The sequence below is a fragment of the Pantoea sp. B9002 genome, assembly GCF_013385945.1.
In the GTDB taxonomy this organism is placed as follows: domain Bacteria; phylum Pseudomonadota; class Gammaproteobacteria; order Enterobacterales; family Enterobacteriaceae; genus Pantoea.
Genome location: NZ_JACAPA010000006.1, coordinates 36,194 through 53,892, shown reverse-complemented (window position 1 = coordinate 53,892; position 17,699 = coordinate 36,194). Strand labels below are relative to the sequence as shown.

20 protein-coding genes and 1 other RNA gene are annotated in these 17,699 nt (G+C 55.8%); 7 read left to right on the top strand and 14 right to left on the bottom strand.

From position 1 onward, the window contains the following. Positions 1-31: 31 nt before the first annotated feature. Genes dolP through HX773_RS04040 form a run of 4 tightly spaced genes read right to left on the bottom strand, consistent with a single transcriptional unit; the run spans position 32 to position 3,586 of the window. Positions 32-604, bottom strand: coding sequence for a division/outer membrane stress-associated lipid-binding lipoprotein (gene dolP, locus HX773_RS04055; protein WP_008103536.1), 573 nt, complete (start codon positions 602-604; stop codon positions 32-34). Positions 605-618: 14 nt separating this feature from the next. Then, positions 619-1,206 carry a DnaA initiator-associating protein DiaA gene (diaA, locus tag HX773_RS04050; protein ID WP_007890352.1) on the bottom strand — a complete coding sequence of 196 codons (588 nt, stop codon included), beginning with the start codon at positions 1,204-1,206 and terminating at the stop codon, positions 619-621. A gap of 14 nt (positions 1,207-1,220) precedes the next feature. Next, positions 1,221-1,616 carry a YraN family protein gene (locus HX773_RS04045; protein ID WP_008103534.1) on the bottom strand — a complete coding sequence of 132 codons (396 nt, stop codon included), beginning with the start codon at positions 1,614-1,616 and terminating at the stop codon, positions 1,221-1,223. Next, positions 1,574-3,586, bottom strand: coding sequence for a penicillin-binding protein activator (locus HX773_RS04040; RefSeq protein WP_176970538.1), 2,013 nt, complete (start codon positions 3,584-3,586; stop codon positions 1,574-1,576). Before HX773_RS04040 ends, HX773_RS04045 begins: the two co-directional genes overlap by 43 nt. Before the next feature lie 62 nt (positions 3,587-3,648). Here HX773_RS04040 and rsmI point away from each other — a divergent pair, with 62 nt between their 5' ends. The 4 genes from rsmI (at position 3,649) to mdtI (ending at position 6,107) form a co-directional block, all read left to right on the top strand. After that, entirely contained in the window at positions 3,649-4,512 is an 864-nt protein-coding gene (gene rsmI / locus HX773_RS04035) for a 16S rRNA (cytidine(1402)-2'-O)-methyltransferase (RefSeq protein WP_176970537.1), read from the top strand. A 33-nt stretch (positions 4,513-4,545) separates the two neighbouring features. After that, an RNA gene (rnpB, locus tag HX773_RS04030) (RNase P RNA component class A) lies at positions 4,546-4,924 on the top strand. Between the two features lie 516 nt (positions 4,925-5,440). Then, complete coding sequence (gene mdtJ / locus HX773_RS04025) at positions 5,441-5,791, top strand: multidrug/spermidine efflux SMR transporter subunit MdtJ (protein ID WP_176970536.1); 351 nt, start codon at positions 5,441-5,443, stop codon at positions 5,789-5,791. Then, on the top strand, positions 5,778-6,107 hold the full coding sequence (gene mdtI, locus HX773_RS04020; protein WP_176970535.1) for a multidrug/spermidine efflux SMR transporter subunit MdtI: 330 nt from the start codon (positions 5,778-5,780) through the stop codon (positions 6,105-6,107). The genes mdtJ and mdtI overlap by 14 nt, the downstream gene beginning before the upstream one ends. Positions 6,108-6,141: 34 nt before the next feature. Here mdtI and HX773_RS04015 read toward each other — a convergent pair whose 3' ends face one another. The 10 genes from HX773_RS04015 to HX773_RS03970 form a co-directional block, all read right to left on the bottom strand. Next, entirely contained in the window at positions 6,142-7,116 is a 975-nt protein-coding gene (locus HX773_RS04015) for a glutathione S-transferase family protein (RefSeq protein WP_176970534.1), read from the bottom strand. An 81-nt stretch (positions 7,117-7,197) separates the two neighbouring features. Then, the gene (locus HX773_RS04010; protein ID WP_008103518.1) at positions 7,198-7,608 is read right to left on the bottom strand and encodes a DoxX family protein; all 411 of its coding nucleotides are present in this window, start codon (positions 7,606-7,608) and stop codon (positions 7,198-7,200) included. Positions 7,609-7,815: 207 nt separating this feature from the next. Further along, positions 7,816-8,100 (bottom strand): YqjK-like family protein, encoded by a 285-nt coding sequence (locus HX773_RS04005; RefSeq protein WP_176970533.1) that lies wholly within the window; start codon positions 8,098-8,100, stop codon positions 7,816-7,818. Continuing rightward, complete coding sequence (locus tag HX773_RS04000) at positions 8,097-8,495, bottom strand: phage holin family protein (RefSeq protein WP_176970532.1); 399 nt, start codon at positions 8,493-8,495, stop codon at positions 8,097-8,099. Before HX773_RS04000 ends, HX773_RS04005 begins: the two co-directional genes overlap by 4 nt. Positions 8,496-8,497: 2 nt before the next feature. Further along, positions 8,498-8,803, bottom strand: coding sequence for a YqjD family protein (locus tag HX773_RS03995; protein WP_007890363.1), 306 nt, complete (start codon positions 8,801-8,803; stop codon positions 8,498-8,500). 35 nt (positions 8,804-8,838) lie between these two features. Beyond that, positions 8,839-9,210 carry a DUF1090 domain-containing protein gene (locus tag HX773_RS03990; protein ID WP_176970531.1) on the bottom strand — a complete coding sequence of 124 codons (372 nt, stop codon included), beginning with the start codon at positions 9,208-9,210 and terminating at the stop codon, positions 8,839-8,841. A gap of 174 nt (positions 9,211-9,384) precedes the next feature. Continuing rightward, the gene (gene mzrA, locus HX773_RS03985; protein ID WP_176970530.1) at positions 9,385-9,753 is read right to left on the bottom strand and encodes an EnvZ/OmpR regulon moderator MzrA; all 369 of its coding nucleotides are present in this window, start codon (positions 9,751-9,753) and stop codon (positions 9,385-9,387) included. After that, entirely contained in the window at positions 9,750-10,427 is a 678-nt protein-coding gene (locus tag HX773_RS03980) for a DedA family protein (protein WP_008103505.1), read from the bottom strand. Before HX773_RS03980 ends, mzrA begins: the two co-directional genes overlap by 4 nt. 334 nt (positions 10,428-10,761) lie before the next feature. Next, positions 10,762-11,535, bottom strand: a complete 774-nt coding sequence (gene exuR, locus HX773_RS03975) for a transcriptional regulator ExuR (RefSeq protein ID WP_008103503.1) — start codon at positions 11,533-11,535, stop codon at positions 10,762-10,764. Between the two features lie 88 nt (positions 11,536-11,623). Beyond that, on the bottom strand, positions 11,624-12,925 hold the full coding sequence (locus HX773_RS03970) for an MFS transporter (RefSeq protein WP_176970529.1): 1,302 nt from the start codon (positions 12,923-12,925) through the stop codon (positions 11,624-11,626). A gap of 373 nt (positions 12,926-13,298) precedes the next feature. Between HX773_RS03970 and uxaC the strand changes: the two genes are divergently transcribed. Genes uxaC through HX773_RS03955 form a run of 3 tightly spaced genes read left to right on the top strand, consistent with a single transcriptional unit; the run spans position 13,299 to position 17,660 of the window. Next, positions 13,299-14,714, top strand: coding sequence for a glucuronate isomerase (gene uxaC / locus HX773_RS03965; RefSeq protein WP_176970528.1), 1,416 nt, complete (start codon positions 13,299-13,301; stop codon positions 14,712-14,714). A gap of 2 nt (positions 14,715-14,716) precedes the next feature. Beyond that, a complete protein-coding gene (locus HX773_RS03960; RefSeq protein ID WP_176970527.1) occupies positions 14,717-16,165 on the top strand; it encodes a tagaturonate reductase in 1,449 nt (482 codons plus the stop codon). A gap of 4 nt (positions 16,166-16,169) precedes the next feature. Next, positions 16,170-17,660 (top strand): UxaA family hydrolase, encoded by a 1,491-nt coding sequence (locus tag HX773_RS03955; RefSeq protein ID WP_176970526.1) that lies wholly within the window; start codon positions 16,170-16,172, stop codon positions 17,658-17,660. Positions 17,661-17,699: the final 39 nt, after the last annotated feature.

The window sequence follows — 17,699 nt, the reverse complement described above, 5'->3', positions numbered from 1 at the left end:
CCGAAGTCGCCCTGATACTTTGCTGTAATGCTTACTTGAGAATGGTGAAGGCCGTAGTCACGTGCTTCACGCCGCTCACACGGCTGGCAACATCGGCCGCCGCCTTCGCTTCTTCTGCGGTAACTAATCCTAACAGGAACACTTCACCGTTTTCGGTGGTCACTTTGACGTTCGAGGATTTCACCTGATCGCTGCCCAGCAGCTGCGAGCGGATTTTGGTGGTGATCCAGGTATCCGATGACGAAGTGCCGAGGCTGACTTTCTGTCCGCTGCGGATTTCGTTATACACCTCGGTGGCACCATCAACGCCCATGGCGATCTGTTTGGCTCGGCTGGCCAGATCCGGGGTTGGCGACTGTCCGGTCAGCAGCACTTTGCCCTGATAGGCGGTGACAACCACACGCGCCTGGTTTTTGATCTGTTCATCTTTTGCCAGTGCGTTCGAGACGCGCAGCTCCAGCGTACCGTCATCTACCTGCGTGCCCACGGTGCGCGGGTCAGTGGCGGTTTTGGTGGCGACGGCAGCGCCGCCGGCAACCACGGCAACACAGCCTTGCAGCAGCATGGCGGTTAAGAGAATGGCGACAGCGTTCAATGCTTTCATTTGAGCTCCTTCAGTCATTCCTGGTGTGGGAATAAAGTGTTATCAATCAAATCGCACAGGCAGTTCAGCGTCAGCATATGCATTTCCTGAATGCGCGCACTGCGATGTGATGGAATGCGAATTTCCACATCATGCGGACCAAGCAGGCCCGCCAGCTCACCGCCGTCGTGGCCGGTTAACGCAACGATGGTCATATCGCGGGTAACCGCAGCTTCAACCGCTTTGACGATATCGCGGGTGTTGCCACGGGTGGAAATGGCCAGCAGCACATCACCAGCCTGACCAAGCGCTCGAACCTGCTTGGCGTAAATTTCATCGTGCAGACGATCGTTACCAATCGCCGTCAGCATCACATTATCTGCGCTCAGCGCCAGCGCAGGCAGGCTAGGACGCTCCGTCTCGAAACGGTTAATCATGCTGGCGGCAAAATGCTGGGCATTCGCCGACGACGCACCGTTACCGCAGCTAAGGATTTTGTTACCGTTCAGCAGCGACTGCACCAGCGTCATCGCGGCGCGGGAAATCGCATCGGGCAGCGCTTCGGCCGCGGCGATTTGGGTCTGAATACTTTCGGTAAAACACGCTTTAATTCTGTCCTGCACAAGACCACCTGGTTCTATCCATCGGCATTAAAGGCATCGGGCAGCCACTCCAGCTCACGCCCGGTAATGGCAATGATGTCAAAACGGCAATTCACCGTATCAAAACTGCCGCCACGCGCCAGCAACCAGAGCGCGGCGGCACGCAGCAGCTTTTGTTGTTTCTGGCGCGTTACGCTGGCGGCGGCACCGCCGTAGCGCGCATCGCGTCGATAGCGCACTTCAACAAATACCCAGCAATCGGCGTCGCGCATAATCAGGTCAATTTCCCCGCTGCGACAGCGTACATTGCTGGCGAACCACTGCAGCCCGGCGCGCTCCAGATAGCGGCGCGCCAGTTGTTCCTGCTCAGCGCCAATGCGCTGGCGGTTTACTGCACCGGAACGATCTGTCCCTGACGATACTGGTTCCATGCCAACTTCCTGTTGATCACGCAATCCGTGTCGGCGTTCAGCTTGCCGGTGTTGCCATCAATGGCAAAGCCTGGCACCTGACGCATCTGGTTAAAGTGATTCGCCAGCGTCCAGGCATCAATGCCCATCGCGTAGAGGCGAACCAGCGAATAATCGTTGTTAAACGACTTCGCCGCCTGCTGCATCAGGCCCGGATTGCTACCGGACAGCAGCGGAATATCGCTGAACTGCAGGCCATCCATCTCCAGACGGAAATCCGGGCCTGCGCCAGCTTGCGCACTACGCGAACTGGCGTACAGCGCGGTGTTATTACGGCTACTGGTACGCATTGCAATCATCGGCTTAATCAGCTGCAGCTCATCCTGGCTGGCGACAATGTACACCGCATCCACGCTACCGCTGCTGACATCGGCGGTTGGCGCCGGTGCGCTGGTTTGCGGCGCAGGAATCGTTAGGCCGGCAATCGCCACGCTCTGCGATTGCGCAGGCTCAACGTTCAGCGGTGTACCGCTTAACGCAATACCCGCACCACTGTTGATCCCTTGCTTCAGTTCGCCAACGCCGCCAAAACGCTGCTGCAGTACGGTTGAACCACCCAGCGTTTGCCACTCTTGCGCGAACGCTTTGCTGATGCGATCGCCATAACTGCTGCGCGGCACCAGCAACAACGGCTGGCGTTTACCCTGCTCGTAGATATGGTGCGCGGCATCGCGCGCTTCGTCTTCAGGAGAAAGCGCAAAGTAACAAATATTCGGATGGTTCTGGATCTGTTCGGGTTCGTTCAGCGCCAACACGTTCAGTGCGGTTTGGCTGTTGACCACTTGCTCAACGTCGTTTTTCAGTAGCGGGCCGACCACCAGCGTGGCGCCATCCTGCTGTGCTTGCTGCATCACCTGCGTAATCGGCTGGCTGCTGGTGTCATACACTTTCACCTGCGCATTACTGTCGCCTTGCGCTGCGACCGGTTGTGCGGCTGGCTGCGGCTGCTCGGTTTGCGGCGGTGTGTTACCTGCAACGGCAGGGCTGACAACGCTATTGGCGTCAGTTGGCTGTTGCGCGCTGGCATCGGCAGCAGCAGGCGCTGCTTGCGGCGCTGGCGCATTGAGCACGCCATTGCGCGCATCGTTGAAGCCTTTCTGAATTGCATTGGCAAACACCTGCGCCTGGCCGTTAAGCGGCAGCAGCAGCGCGATGGTATTCGTCGACGCTTTGGTGAAGTTCTGCACCTGGCTGAGCTGGGTGGGCAGAGTTTTGGCGCCTGGGTTCTGCGGATAGCGCGTCTGCCAGTCTTTAATCGCCGCCTTCAACATCTGTGGATCCTGGCTGTTGGTGCGCCAGGTATTCAGCAGATCGAGCCAGCCTTGCAGCGTATTTTCAGCAGCATTGATCACCAGACTATTAATCTGATCCTGCGTCATCTGCGTCAGTGCTTGCCAGGTTGCATCGATATTGTTCAGACGATCGGCGCCCTTCAGCAGCGGCTCTTGCGCAATATAGGCACGCAGCAACGAGAGTGAAGGGCGATTCTGCGCCGCCGCGATTTGCAGTGCGTAGTAGCGCACCTGCTGATCCTGCGACAGGCCGTCAGTTTTTACCTGACCAAGTTGCTGTTGCGCACCGTTATAATTCTGCTGGCCAATCAGCATCTGCGCACGTAGCAGCAGCAGTTCTTGCTGTTGCACATCGCTTAACTGCTGCGGCAATTGATTGAGCTGATTAGCTGCCTGCGGATACTTTCCTTCCTTCAACAGGGCACGGATGGCAAGTAATTGCCAGTCGGTCTTGCTATCATCGCTGCTTTGCTGCACCTGCTGCAGATAATAGTCAGACCGGCCAGTCGCAGGACCCTGAATATTGACGTTAGAGGTTTGTTGCGGTCCCTGACCACTACAGGCGGCTAAAATCAGCCCAGCGAGAAGAACAGGTACTAAGCGTCCTGCTTTATGACGTACGACTTTTGAAGGAAGCATACTGTATCCAGTGATGTTTTTTTCAAGATGCTCAATATTAAATCGGCAATTCGGATGAAACAATGAAACAACTCGATCGGGCAGAGATTTCTGCCAGCACGCTCTATATCGTTCCTACCCCGATCGGTAACCTGGGTGATATCACTCAACGAGCGTTGACGGTGCTCTCAAGCGTCGATCTAGTCGCAGCGGAAGATACACGTCATACCGGGCTGTTGCTACAACATTTCGCCATCAATGCGCGACTCTTCGCACTTCACGACCACAACGAACAGCAGAAAGCTGAGGTGCTGTTAGCTAAGCTGCAAGAGGGCCAGAGCATCGCGCTGGTCTCCGATGCCGGCACGCCGTTAATCAACGATCCCGGCTACCATTTGGTACGTCGCTGCCGTGAAGCTGGCGTGCGCGTGGTGCCGTTGCCGGGTGCCTGCGCGGCGATTACAGCATTAAGCGCGGCGGGGTTACCGTCCGATCGTTTCTGTTACGAAGGGTTTCTACCGGCCAAAAGCAAAGGACGTTGCGATGCGCTGCGCGCGCTGGGTGAAGAGTCGCGCACGCTGATTTTCTATGAATCGACCCATCGCCTGATCGATAGCCTGCAGGATATGGTCAGCGTGTGGGGTGCCGAGCGCTACGTGGTGCTGGCGCGTGAGATCACCAAAACGTGGGAATCTATTCAAGGCGCGCCGGTCGGTGAATTGCTGGCGTGGGTGCTGGAAGATGAAAACCGTCGTAAAGGCGAGATGGTGCTGATTGTTGAAGGGCATAAAGCCGATGAAGAAGCGCTGCCGGCTGAGGCGTTGCGCACGTTGGCGCTACTGCAAAAAGAGCTACCGTTGAAGAAAGCCGCCGCGCTGACGGCAGAAATTCACGGTGTGAAGAAGAACGCACTCTATAAGTATGCGCTAGAGCAGCAAGAGGCGTGACAAACGGTGGCAGATCGCCTATTATCCCGCGCCGAAGCTGACTAGACAGTCGCCGCTTTGTCGTCGTCCTCTTTCGGGGGGAGACGGGCAAAGGGGAGGAAAGTCCGGGCTCCATAGGGCAGGGTGCCAGGTAACGCCTGGGGGGCGCAAGCCTACGACCAGTGCAACAGAGAGCAAACCGCCGATGGCCCAGTAATGGGATCAGGTAAGGGTGAAAGGGTGCGGTAAGAGCGCACCGCGCGGCTGGCAACAGTTCGTGGCACGGTAAACTCCACCCGGAGCAAGGCCAAATAGGGGTTCACAAGGTACGGCCCGTACTGAACCCGGGTAGGCTGCTTGAGCCAGTGAGCGATTGCTGGCCTAGATGAATGACTGTCCACGACAGAACCCGGCTTATCGGTCAGTTTCGACTTTTTTAAACACAAAACCCGCTTCGGCGGGTTTTGTGTTTTCTGGGGTTGGGTGCGCGCTGGCCCTCATCCTAACCTTCTCCCGCAGGCGGGAGAAGGAACCGATCGAGCGATCTTTCAAACCGCAATAAACAGTTCCCTCTCCCTCTGGGAGAGGGTTAGGGTGAGGGAATACACACACTTTTAATTAAACGCCTCCACGTAAAGAAATGAAAATCCCTGAAAACATTATTGCCGCTATGCCAGAATAAGCGCGTGTTTAACTACTGAGGACAAATTTAATCCACACTGACGAGAAGCAACAACGTGGATAAGTTGTAATTTTATGGACAAAATGTTTGTGGCAAATAAGGCTTCACTCTCCTCCTCTCTCTCTGAATCAAACTGCTCAATCTGCGATCAGCACTGGCGCTTCGCGCTTTAGTTCCGTTCTCTCCTATTCTGACTTTTTAATTTAACTTTGCTAACACGCTTATTTTCGCGTGGGTGGCGTTTATTTCTCGTTCAGGAGAGAAATCATGCTGTATTGGATTTTATTAGCGCTGGCGATCGCCGCGGAAATTATTGGCACCGTCTCAATGAAATGGGCCAGCGTAAACGGTGGCAACACCGGTTATATTTTTATGCTGGTAATGATCGCACTTTCATATATTTGTTTATCCTTCGCCATTAAGCGCATTGCCCTTGGTGTGGCATATGCCATGTGGGAAGGCATTGGCATTCTGTTTATTACGCTGTTTAGCGTGCTGTTGTTCGATGAAGCTTTATCCGCCATCAAAGTAGCCGGCCTGCTGACGCTGATCCTCGGCATTGTCCTGATCAAATCAGGTACGCTGAGCCGCAAGGAGCTGCGCCATGGCAACGTTTAACTGGATACATATCGCATGGCTGGCGCTGGCCATTGGCCTGGAGATTGTCGCCAATATCTTCCTGAAATACTCCAACGGTTTCCGCCGTCCGCTGTTTGGCGTGTTATCACTGGTTGCGGTGCTGGCGGCATTCAGCGCGCTGGCGCAGGCGGTGAAAGGCATTGATTTGACGGTAGCCTACGCATTGTGGGGCGGGCTGGGATTGGTCGCCACCGTGGCGGCGGGCTGGATTCTCTTTGGTCAGCGTCTGAGTCGGGTTGGCTGGCTGGGCGTGGGATTATTGTTGATCGGTATGGTGCTGATTAAGTTTGCCTAAGGTTCCCTCTCCACGTTGGGAGAGGGTAAGAGCATCAACCCCGGCCGTGTGGCTCATCCCAGTCAAAGGCTGGACCCAGCGAGATCACACCGCTTGGGTTGATGGTTTTGTGGCTGCAATAGTAGTGATGGCGGATGTGCGGCAAATTGACCGTGTCGGCGATGCCCGGCATCTGGAAGATGTCGCGCAGGAAGCCGCTCAGATTGCGGTAATCACTGATGCGGTGACGATCGCACTTAAAGTGGGTAACGTAGACCGGATCGAAGCGCACCAGCGTGGTCCACAAGCGTAAATCGGCTTCGGTAAGGTGGTCGCCAGTGAGATAACGGTGTTGGCCGAGAATCTGTTCAAGACGCGCTAACGAATGGAACAGCGCCGTTACCGATTCATCGTACGCCGCCTGCGAAGTGGCAAAACCGCTTTTATACACGCCATTGTTGACCGTGTCGTAAACCCAGCTGTTCACTTCATCAATCTTGTCGCGCAGCTCCGCCGGATAATAGTCACCCGCGCGGGCACCTTGCGCATCGAACGCGCTGTTGAGCATGCGCATGATATCGGCGGATTCATTGCTGACGATGGTTTGCTGGGTTTTATCCCACAGCACCGGCACGGTCACGCGGCCGGAATAGTGCGCATCGGCGTGCAGATAGATCTGATAGAGAAACTCTTTTTGATACAGCGCGTCGCCGGTAGCGTCAGGGAAGCTGGCGTCGAAAGTCCAGCCGTTCTCCAGCATCAGCGGATGCACCACCGAAACCGAAATCATCTCTTCCAATCCCTTGAGCTTAAGCATTAACAGCGTGCGATGCGCCCACGGGCAGGCAAGCGAGACGTAAAGATGATAGCGACCACGCTCAGCGGCGAAGCCCGCTTTGCCGGTTGGACCGGCGCTGCCATCGGCGGTAACCCAGTTACGCCAGACGGCTTCTGTGCGTTTGAAGCGGCCACCGGTTGACTTCGTATCGTACCAGGTGTCGTGCCAGACACCGTCAATCAGCTGTCCCATAAGCCCTCCATAATAAAAAAGGGGCGAGGAAAATCCCCGCCCCTGTTAATCAGTATATGTGTTCTCTAACGCTTGTGCTGCTTAGCGTGCGGTCGCTGGCTGAACGCGCTGACGAATCAGACGGTCGATGCTGTAAGCGCCTGGACCTACCAGACCCAACACCAGGAAACCACCGGCGATGGAGAGGTTTTTCATGAACATCAGCTGGTTAACACCTTCCGCGAAGTTGCTGTGGAACAGGAACGCGGTCAGCAGGGTAAAGCCAGCGGTGAACAAGGCGGTAAAGCGCGTCAGGAAACCGAACAGAATCGCCAGGCCGCCGCCGAACTCCAGCAGAATAACCAGCGGCAGCAGGAAGCCTGGGACGCCCATCGCCTGCATGTATTGTGCGGTACCAGCGTAACCGGTGATTTTGCCCCAGCCTGCGGTGATAAACAGAATGGTCATTAATACGCGTGCTACCAGCAGGCCTGAGTCTTCGAATTTTTTCATCATCTACTCCAACAAGGTTTTTGTTGCAGGTTGTTGGCCTGCGGGTTTTGAATCCCCTTGAACCGGTTGTTTCAGTTCAGTGGGCTGATGGAGGGAGATGATAATCGCAGGTTGAAAGAGTTGTAAGCGAGATAAACTGTCAATGTTGTTCAGTAAATTTGAGTAGGGCGAAACCGAACCATCTCGATCCGGTTTTAGAGAGAGGAATTAGCGTGTATCTAAAGTCGATTTGATCATGCGCCAGGTGCTCCAGACGCCGAAACCGCGCTTGGCCCAGCGCAGCAGACGGTTGGGGCTGCGAATCGACCAAATGGCCAATGCGCTGCTGCCAATCGCCAGATAACGACGCATGCCGATAATGGTTAACCAACCACGATCGTACTGCGCGGTGCTGGCCAGCCAGTCGCGGCGGTCGGCGCTGAGATCAAGCCGCTGCTGCTGCACCTGATTGAGCAGTTCGTGAATGCGTGCTTCACGTTCGCGGCGGCTCATAAGCGATGCTCCTCCAGCAGGGTACGATCGGTATCCAGCTCTTTACGCGTGTGGCGCAGCAACGTTGACTGACGCGATTTGTACAACGTCCACAAACCGAAGATCAGCGCCAGCGCAAACAGTACTGCGGTGGTAATGGCAATCGCCATCAGGCGATATTGAGCATCCACCGCCCAGATGATCAACACCATCAGGCTCATCAGACCGAAAGCGGTAAACAGCATGGTAAGGCCCACCATCATCAGCATCTGAATCAGGTTTGCCTTTTCCTCTTCCAGTTCCACAATGGCCAGTCGGACACGCGTCTCGACCATGCTGACCAGCGTGGTAACTATCCGTTGACCGATGTTAAAGACCCCTTTGCCGGGGCCGTGGCTTTGCTGACTATCACTCATCATTAACGCCGTGAGATTAAAATGCCGATTAGAATACCTACCGCTGCACCGATGCCCACGCCGTGCCACGGATTATCGCGCACGTATTCGTCCGCTTTTTCCGCTGCTTCACGCGTGGTTTGTGCAATACGTTCGCCGGAATCGCCGAGGCGTTCACGGGAGCTTTCAATAGCGCCGCGCGCTTTGTGACGCAGTTTATCCAGCTCACCTTTGGATTTATCTGCTGAGCTGCTCAGCACTTCTTCCAGGGTATCAGCCAGATTTTTCAATTCAGCGCGCAGATGTTCAGATGTTGTTTCTTTAGCCATGGAAATCTCCTTTTACAGCATTTAGTTAAGTCCGATTAATAAGGTTCAGCTTCAAGCTTTTTCAGTTCGTGCTGCGCCTCTTCAAGCTTACGTTCGCGCTTCTCAATTTTGTCCTTGTCGCCGTCCTGACGCTCTTCTTTCAGCTCACGCTCACGCTCGGCGATTTTGTGCTTCTGCTCGGCAATGCGTTCGCTGTGCGCGGATTTCAACTTCTCATCGGTGCAGCCTGCGCGGACTTCGGTCAACGCGCGCTCCAGCCCGGTAACGCGGCGCTGGTTGTTGTGCTGTTTCGCCATATCGATCTCGCGCTGAATATCCTGCTCTTTTTGTTGGCAGAGCGATTCAGCCGCCAGCAGCGAACCCGAGAGTGAGAAAAGAATAGCACCTAGCAGTAATTGATGTTTCATCAGGTTGTGACCTTCCATTGTTGATGACCTGCCTGAGAGCAGACAGGAGAAGCTTCCCAGCATGTCTTAGGCTTACGCTACCTCTAAGGATAGACAGCAGATGAAAAAATTCAAAGAAGACGCGGGGATAGCGAGGATTAGCTCACCGCCTGGCTCAACGTCAGGCGGTGACATTTAACTGTAAGTGGGGCGATTGGCGTCAGGATATTGCTGCGAAGCCTGCGGGCCAGTGGCCACGACAAAGCCTTGTGGCAACAGGCGCTTCAACACTTTCTGCGCCGCCAGGCTCTGTTCTTCATTCTCAAAATGAATCACCAGCGCATCGCCGGAAGGCGTAATACTTTTGATACGCACGCCCTGCGCAGAAAGTTGCTGATAGAGATAAAAACCATCGGGCAGATTGGTGCCGCTGTTAGCGACGCGGATCTGCACCACGGTTTCATGCTGCATCAAGGTGGGAACGAAACAGATCGCCAGCAGCGCCAACGCGCCACCCAGCGCCCAAGGCAGGAAACGCCTTGGGAATCCACGGAGTTTGATCATGACTGTGAATTCCCGTTACGCGTCGACTGACGTTTGCGCCAAATCACCACTAAAGAACCGACAAGGCCAATTACCAGCAGCACCAGCGGCAGCAGCATCAGGCACAACATCAGCTCATCTTCGTAACGACGGAAAATCGGCGTTTTACCCAGCGCGAAGCCCAGCACGGTAAGGATCAGCACCCACAGGAAGCCACTTACCCAGTTGAAGAACTGGAAGCGCGCATTGCTCAGGCCAGAAAGCCCAGCGATGGTGGGGAGCAAGGTGCGGACGAAGGCAATAAAGCGACCCACCAGCAATGCAGACAAGCCATGGCGATGGAACAATCTGTGGGCGCGTTGATGATATTGCGCGGGCAAATGCGAAAGCCATTTTTGTACGGTAGGCGTATTACCGAGCCAGCGGCCCTGAATGTAGCTCACCCAGCAGCCAAGGCTGGCGCCGGTCGTCAGAATCAGCAGCGTTAGCGGGAAACCCATGGTGCCTTTGGCAATCAGAACACCCACCAGAATCAGTAAACTATCGCCCGGCAGAAAGGCGGCGGGCAGCAGTCCATTTTCCAGAAACAGAATCATGAACAGCACGCCATAAATGGCCCAAACCAGCGTCGGGTCGGAGAGCATTTCGTAATCCTGCTGCCATAAGGCATGCAGCAATGCTTGCAAAATATCCATCAATCATTCCTGAACATCATTGTTAAACGTGCCCGTGAGGGGCTTAGGCGCAGACTGGCGTTGGTTATACATTTTAGATAAGCAGCCTGAGCAGGAGTTTCCGGATCCTTCCAGAATTGATTGTTAAATCAGCGACTTTTTAAAGCCCTGTCGCAAAGGGTAATAAAAGGGCGATAACTGTAACAAAAATAACGTTATCCAGACAGGGGAAAGTGCCTGCCGCACAGGAGTTTTACCTTTAGACGCAGGTGGTCAAAAGGAGCTTTACATGAGCTGACACTATTGCAGACTAACTGACTTTTTCGGCAACAAAACGCCTGAAAAATAAGCAGGATCAGCGTGGATTTTCGCTACCTTCAGGCAGGATGACCGGATTTTCCGCAAACATGTAACGATCGACGTTAAATTCGAAATCGTCGGTGGTGGCGTTAAACAGCATCTGCTTAGTATTTTCCAGATGTTGCCACATTGCCAGCTTACTGGCGGCGGGATCTTTGCGGATCAGGGCTTTGAGGATCTGGTCGTGATCGTCACACCAGCTGGTGATATTTTTGGCATCAATATGTTCGTGCAGCTTCAGCCAGTAAGGATTGTGCAGACGGTGCAGCCACATCTTCTCGACAATCGCTGCTAAGGCGCTGTTCTGCGTCGATTGCGCGATGCGCACATGAAACTCCATATCCCACGCCGAATCGCGTGAATGATCTTCCTGACGCGCTTTCTCCTGAATCGCCATCAATGCCACGATATCCTGACGTGTCACCTGCGTGGCGGCAAACTCAGCCACGTTGCTTTCAATTAGCTGGCGCGCCTGCAATAACTCGAAGGGGCCGAAATTGGCGAACTCCAGCTGGCTGGATGTCACCACGCGATTCTGCTGCTGGCTGCTGATGACGTGAATGCCGGAACCTTTCCGTACCTCCACGTAACCTTCCACTTCCAGCATGATGATCGCTTCACGCACCACGGTTCGGCTCACCTGCATCTCTTCCGCAATCAGACGCTCGGCAGGCAGTTTGTCGCCAACCCGGTAATCGGCTGCTTCAATGCGGCGTTTGAGTTCGCTGGCGAGCTGTTGATAGAGGCGTCGTGATTCGGTCAGGTCCATTGCGCGGTCCGCTGTGGGAGAAAGTTGAGTTGTTATACCACTTCAGCCGCACAGAGGAAATGGGCTGGCCGATGCCAGCCCGAGGAGGTTAGGTGCGTAGCGCGGCGGACTGCACCGCTGGCTGATCGTCGAGTTCAGAAACCGGTTGGTTTTTCAGGACCGTCCAGATAACCACCGCGCCTAACAGATCAAACACCGCCAGCGCCGCGAACAGCGGGCTGAAGCCCAGCGTATCGGCCAGCGCACCGACCACCAACGCAAACATGGTGCTCGCCGTCCAGGCCGCCATGCCGGTTAAGCCGTTGGCGGTAGCCACTTCGTTACGGCCAAACACATCCGAAGAGAGGGTGATCAGCGCGCCTGAAAGCGCCTGATGGGCAAAACCGCCGACGCACAACAATCCAATCGCCACATACGGGCTGGTGAACAGACCGATGGTGCCTGGCGCAATCATCAACACCGCGCCCATGGTGACCACCAGTTTGCGCGAGACGATGAGATTGACGCCAAACCAGCGCTGGAACAGCGGCGGCAAGTAGCCCCCGACGATGCAGCCGAGATCGGCGAACAACATCGGCATCCAGGCAAACATGGCGATCTCTTTCAGGTTAAAGCCGTACACCTTAAACATAAACAGCGGGATCCACGCGTTAAACGTTCCCCACGCCGGTTCGGCGAGGAAGCGCGGTAGCGCAATGCCCCAGAACTGGCGATTGCGCAGGATTTGGCGCGCCGACATCTTCTTGTTATTACCGGTTTGATGCTGTAATTCCTGGCCGGCAATGATGTAGTGACGCTCCTCATCGCTCAGCTTGGTTTGTTGTTTAGGATGCTTATAAAACACCAGCCAGCAGATGGCCCACACCATGCTCAGCACGCCGGTAATAATGAACGCCATCTGCCAGCTGTGCGCCATGATCGCCCACACCACCAGCGGCGGAGCCAGCATCGCGCCAATCGACGATCCCACGTTGAAATAGCCCACCGCCACCGAACGCTCTTTGGCGGGGAACCATTCGCTACTGGCTTTCAGGCCTGCCGGAATCATCGCTGCTTCGGCGGCACCCACCGCGCCGCGTGCCAGCGCAAAGCCGCCCCAGCTGCCCGCCATCGCGGTTGCCGCGCAGAAGATCGCCCACAGCACAGCAAACACCGCATAACCGATTTTGGTGCCGAGCATGTCCAGCACATAACCGGCCACCGGCTGCATGATGGTGTAACACGCCGAGTAGGCGGCGACGATATAGGAATATTGTTGCGTGGTGATACCCAACTGCGTTTCCAGCGTGGGCGCAGCGACGGCAATGGTATTGCGCGTCAGGTAACCGAGCACGGTGCCCAGCGTCACCAGCCCAATCATGTACCAGCGTAGCCCTTTGATCTTACGCATTATTAACCTCGTCCAGTCTGTCGTTGCGGTTTTACCGCTGTAGTTATCTGGAGCGGGAAGACGTGAACAGTGCTGTTCACTCCCGCAGTTCCTTGCCTGTGCCATTAATCCCGTTAGCAACGGAGCGAGAGGTTAACTTGTTATACCGCTTCAAAAGTTGAATGCCATCACATAAACCTTGCGGCCAGTGTGTGTTAGGACGAAAGATCGTTAAAACAGCCATTTAACGCATTGTCCGCAACAAGATCGTCCATATACCCACAGTGAAACTGTCATTATTGTGAGTCGGATCGCAAACAATTTTGCCGTTCGTCTAAATTGGTATGATAACTTTTAGTTAAAAGCCATCTGGCTACAAAATGAGGAAGCAGGTATGTCGCGTTTTATGAGTGAGGATTTTCTACTCGACACCGAGTTCGCCCGTCGTCTGTACCATGACTACGCTAAAGACCAGCCGATTTTCGACTATCACTGTCACTTGCCGCCGCAGCAGATTGCCGATAATTACCGCTTCACCAACCTCTATGACATCTGGCTGAAAGGCGATCACTACAAATGGCGTGCGATGCGCGCTAACGGCGTGCCGGAAGCGTTATGCACCGGCGATGCCAGCGACCGTGAGAAATTTAACGCCTGGGCACGCACCGTGCCGCACACCATCGGCAATCCGCTCTATCATTGGACGCACCTCGAATTACGCCGCCCTTTTGGCATCACCGATGTGCTGCTGAATGAACAGAGCGCAGATCGCATCTGGCAGCAGTGCAATGAACTGCTGGCGCAGGACGCCTTCAGCGCGCGCGGCATCATGCAGCAGATGAAGGTGAAAATGGTCGGCACCACCGACGATCCGCTCGACGACTTACAGCATCACCGCAAGCTGGCGCAGGACAGCAGTTTTGACGTCAAAGTGCTGCCGAGCTGGCGTCCGGACAAAGCCTTCAACATTGAGCTGGAGAGTTTCCTGCCGTGGATTCAGCGCTTAGAGCAGGTCGCGGATGTTAACGTGCAGCGCTTTGACGATCTGCGCCGCGCCTTAAGCCAGCGACTCGATCACTTCGCCGCGCATGGCTGCAAAATCTCCGATCACGCGCTGGATGTGGTGGTGTTTGCGGAAGCGGATGACGCCACGCTGGACGGCATTCTGGCGCGCCGACTGCAAGGTGCAGCGCCTTCCGCCGAAGAGACGGCCCAGTTTAAAACCGCCGTGTTGGTGTGGCTCGGCAGTGAATACGCACGTCGCGGCTGGGCGCAGCAGTATCACATTGGCGCGCTGCGCAATGCCAATCGCCGCCAGTTCGATATCCTCGGGCCGGATGTTGGCTTCGATTCCATCAATGATGCGCCGCTGGCGATTCCGCTGGCGCGCCTGCTGGATGCGCAGAACCGCAATAACGCGCTGCCCAAAACCATCCTTTACTGCGTCAACCCGCGCGACAACGAAGTCCTGGCGACCATGGCGGGCAATTTCCAGGGTGAAGGCGAACCAGGCAAGATGCAGTTTGGTTCGGCGTGGTGGTTTAACGATCAGCTGGATGGCATGCAGCGGCAGATGACGCAGCTGGCGCAAATCGGCCTGCTGAGCCGCTTTGTCGGCATGCTAACCGACAGCCGCAGTTTCCTCTCCTATACGCGCCACGAATATTTCCGTCGTCTGTTATGCCAGATGATCGGCAATTGGGTGGCGCGGGGCGAAGCGCCTGAAGACGAGGCGTTGTTGGGGCAAATGGTACAGAACATCAGTTTCAACAATGCGCGCGATTACTTCGGTATTGAGCTGGGAGCCTGATGATGCAGCGACTCAACCGTCACGATTTTCCCGGCGCGCACTACAGTGAGCGCGTTATCCAGTTTGGTGAAGGCAATTTCCTGCGCGCCTTTATCGACTGGCAGCTCGACTGGCTCAATCAGCATCACAATACCGATGCGGGCGTGGTGGTGGTGCGACCGCGCAACCGCGTGGTGGCAGAGACGCTGAATCAGCAAGATGGTTTGTACACCACGCTGATTCGCGGGCTGAATGCGGCGGGCGAGCAGGTGAGTGAAGCCCGCCTGATCCGCAGCCTGAATCGTGAAATTCAGCCGTATCAGCAGTTTGAGGAGTTTCTCGCGCTGGCACGCGCACCGCAGATGCGCTTTGTCTTCTCCAATACCACAGAAGCCGGCATTGCCTTCGCTGAGCAGGATCGGCTGGACGATACGCCCGCTTCATCCTTTCCCGGCAAGCTGACGCAGCTGCTGTGGGCGCGCTTCAACCATTTTGCCGGCGCCAGCGATAAAGGTTGGCTGGTGGTGCCCTGTGAACTGATCGATTACAACGGCGATACGCTGCGTGAGCTGGTGCTGCGCTACAGCCAGCATTGGCAGCTGCCGCCGGCGTTTGCCCGCTGGGTGCAGGATCACTGCGCGTTCTACAACACGCTGGTGGATCGCATTGTCACCGGTCATCCGGCAGATAGCGCGGCGATCGAAGCTGAACTGAGCTATGAAGATCGCTATCTGGTGGCGGGCGAAGTCTATTACCAGTTTGTGATTCAGGGGCCGGACGCACTGGCGCAGGAACTGCAGCTGCACGCGCTGGCACCGGAAGTGAAGCTGGTTGATGACATCACGCCGTACAAAGCGCAAAAGGTGGCGATCCTTAACGGCGCACACACCGCGCTGGTGCCGGTGGCTTTTCAGGCCGGACTGGAGAGCGTAGGAGAGGCGATGGATGACGCGCAGATGGCCGGCTTTGTCGATGCGCTGCTGCGCGACGAGGTGATCCCTACGCTGGATCTGCCGCGCGACGAGCTGCACGCCTTTGCCGACGCGGTGCAGCGTCGCTTCCGCAATCCCTTTATTCGCCATGCGTTGCTCTCTATCGCCCTCAACGGCATGACCAAATTCCGCACCCGTTTGCTGCCTCAGCTGTTGCTGTCACAGCAGCAAAACGGGCAATGGCCTGTGCGCCTGACCTTCGCCTTTGCCGCGCTGCTGGCCTTTTATCGCGGTGCAGAGGGCGATCGTCACTGGCCGCTGCAGGACGACGAACACTGGCTACAGCGTTTTGCTGAACTGTGGCCAGCAGTAAATAACGATAAACAGACTCCGGAACAGTTGGTGCGCGCGGTACTCAGCGACGCCAATCACTGGGGCGAAGATCTCACTCAGCGGCCCGGATTAGTGGCTGCGGTCAGCCAACACCTGCAAAACATCATCGTCCACGGGATGCGGACGGCGTTGACACAACTGAGATAACGCTATGCAAGATGCTATTAGAATCCATTCACGCGACAACGTTGCTGTGGCGTTGCGCGATTTGCCAGCCAATACCCAGGTCGAAATCAATCAACAGGCGATCACCTTGCAGCAGGAGGTTGGGCGCGGCCATAAGTTTGCGCTGCAGCCTTTAGCCTCCGACGCGCTGGTGATCAAATACGGTTTGCCGATCGCGCACGCCACTCAGCCGATTGCGGCCGGTGAGATCATTCACTCCAGCAATGCGCGCACCAACCTGAGCGACGTGGATGAGTACGACTATCAACCCGATTTTCTCGATCTGCCGCCGCAAGCTGGCGACCGCGACGTGCAGATCTATCGCCGCGCCAGCGGGGAAGTGGGTATCCGTAATGAGTTATGGATCCTGCCCACCGTCGGCTGCGTCAACGGCATCGCGCGGCAAATCCTGACGCGCTTTATGAAAGAGACCAATGACGCCGAAGGCATTGACGGCGTGCATCTGTTCAGCCATCCGTTTGGTTGTTCGCAGCTTGGACAGGATCACGAGAACACCCGCACCATGCTGCAAAATATGGTGCGCCATCCCAATGCCGGCGCGGTGCTGGTGATTGGCCTTGGCTGCGAGAATAATCAGGTCGATGTGTTCCGAGAAACGCTCGGTGGCTTCGATAGCGATCGCGTGCAGTTCATGGAGTGCCAGAAGCAGGATGATGAAGTGGAAGCGGGGCTGGAACGCTTGCACGAACTCTATCGCGCTATGCGTGCGGATCAACGCCAGCCGGGCAAACTCAGTGAGCTGAAGTTTGGTCTGGAGTGCGGCGGTTCGGATGGTTTTTCCGGCATCACCGCCAATCCTATGCTGGGCTGTTTCTCTGACCAGATGATTGCCAACGGCGGCACCACGGTGCTGACCGAAGTGCCAGAGATGTTTGGCGCTGAGCGGATTCTGATGAGCCGCTGCCGCGATGAAGCCACCTTTGAAAAAACCGTGGCGATGATTAACGACTTCAAGCGCTACTTCATCGATCACCAGCAGCCGATCTACGAAAATCCATCACCCGGCAATAAAGCGGGCGGCATCACCACGCTGGAGGAGAAGTCGCTCGGCTGTACGCAAAAGGCCGGACAAAGTCAGGTGGTGGATGTGCTGAAGTACGGTGAGCGCCTGCATACACCGGGACTGAATCTGTTAAGTGCGCCAGGCAACGATGCGGTCGCAACCAGCGCACTGGCGGGCGCGGGCTGTCATATGGTGCTGTTTACCACCGGACGCGGCACGCCGTACGGCGGTTTTGTGCCGACGGTGAAGATCGCCACCAATACGCAGCTCGCCGAGAAGAAGCCGCACTGGATCGATTTTAATGCCGGGCGTTTGATTGAAGGGATGAGCATGGCGGAGATGCTGGAGGACTTCGTCGATATGATTGTGGCGATTGCCAATGGCCAACCGGCGCGCAATGAAAGCAACGATTTCCGCGAGTTAGCCATTTTTAAAAGCGGAGTGACCTTGTAAAACCAGGTCGCCATGAATGGCGACCCATTCAACAACCGC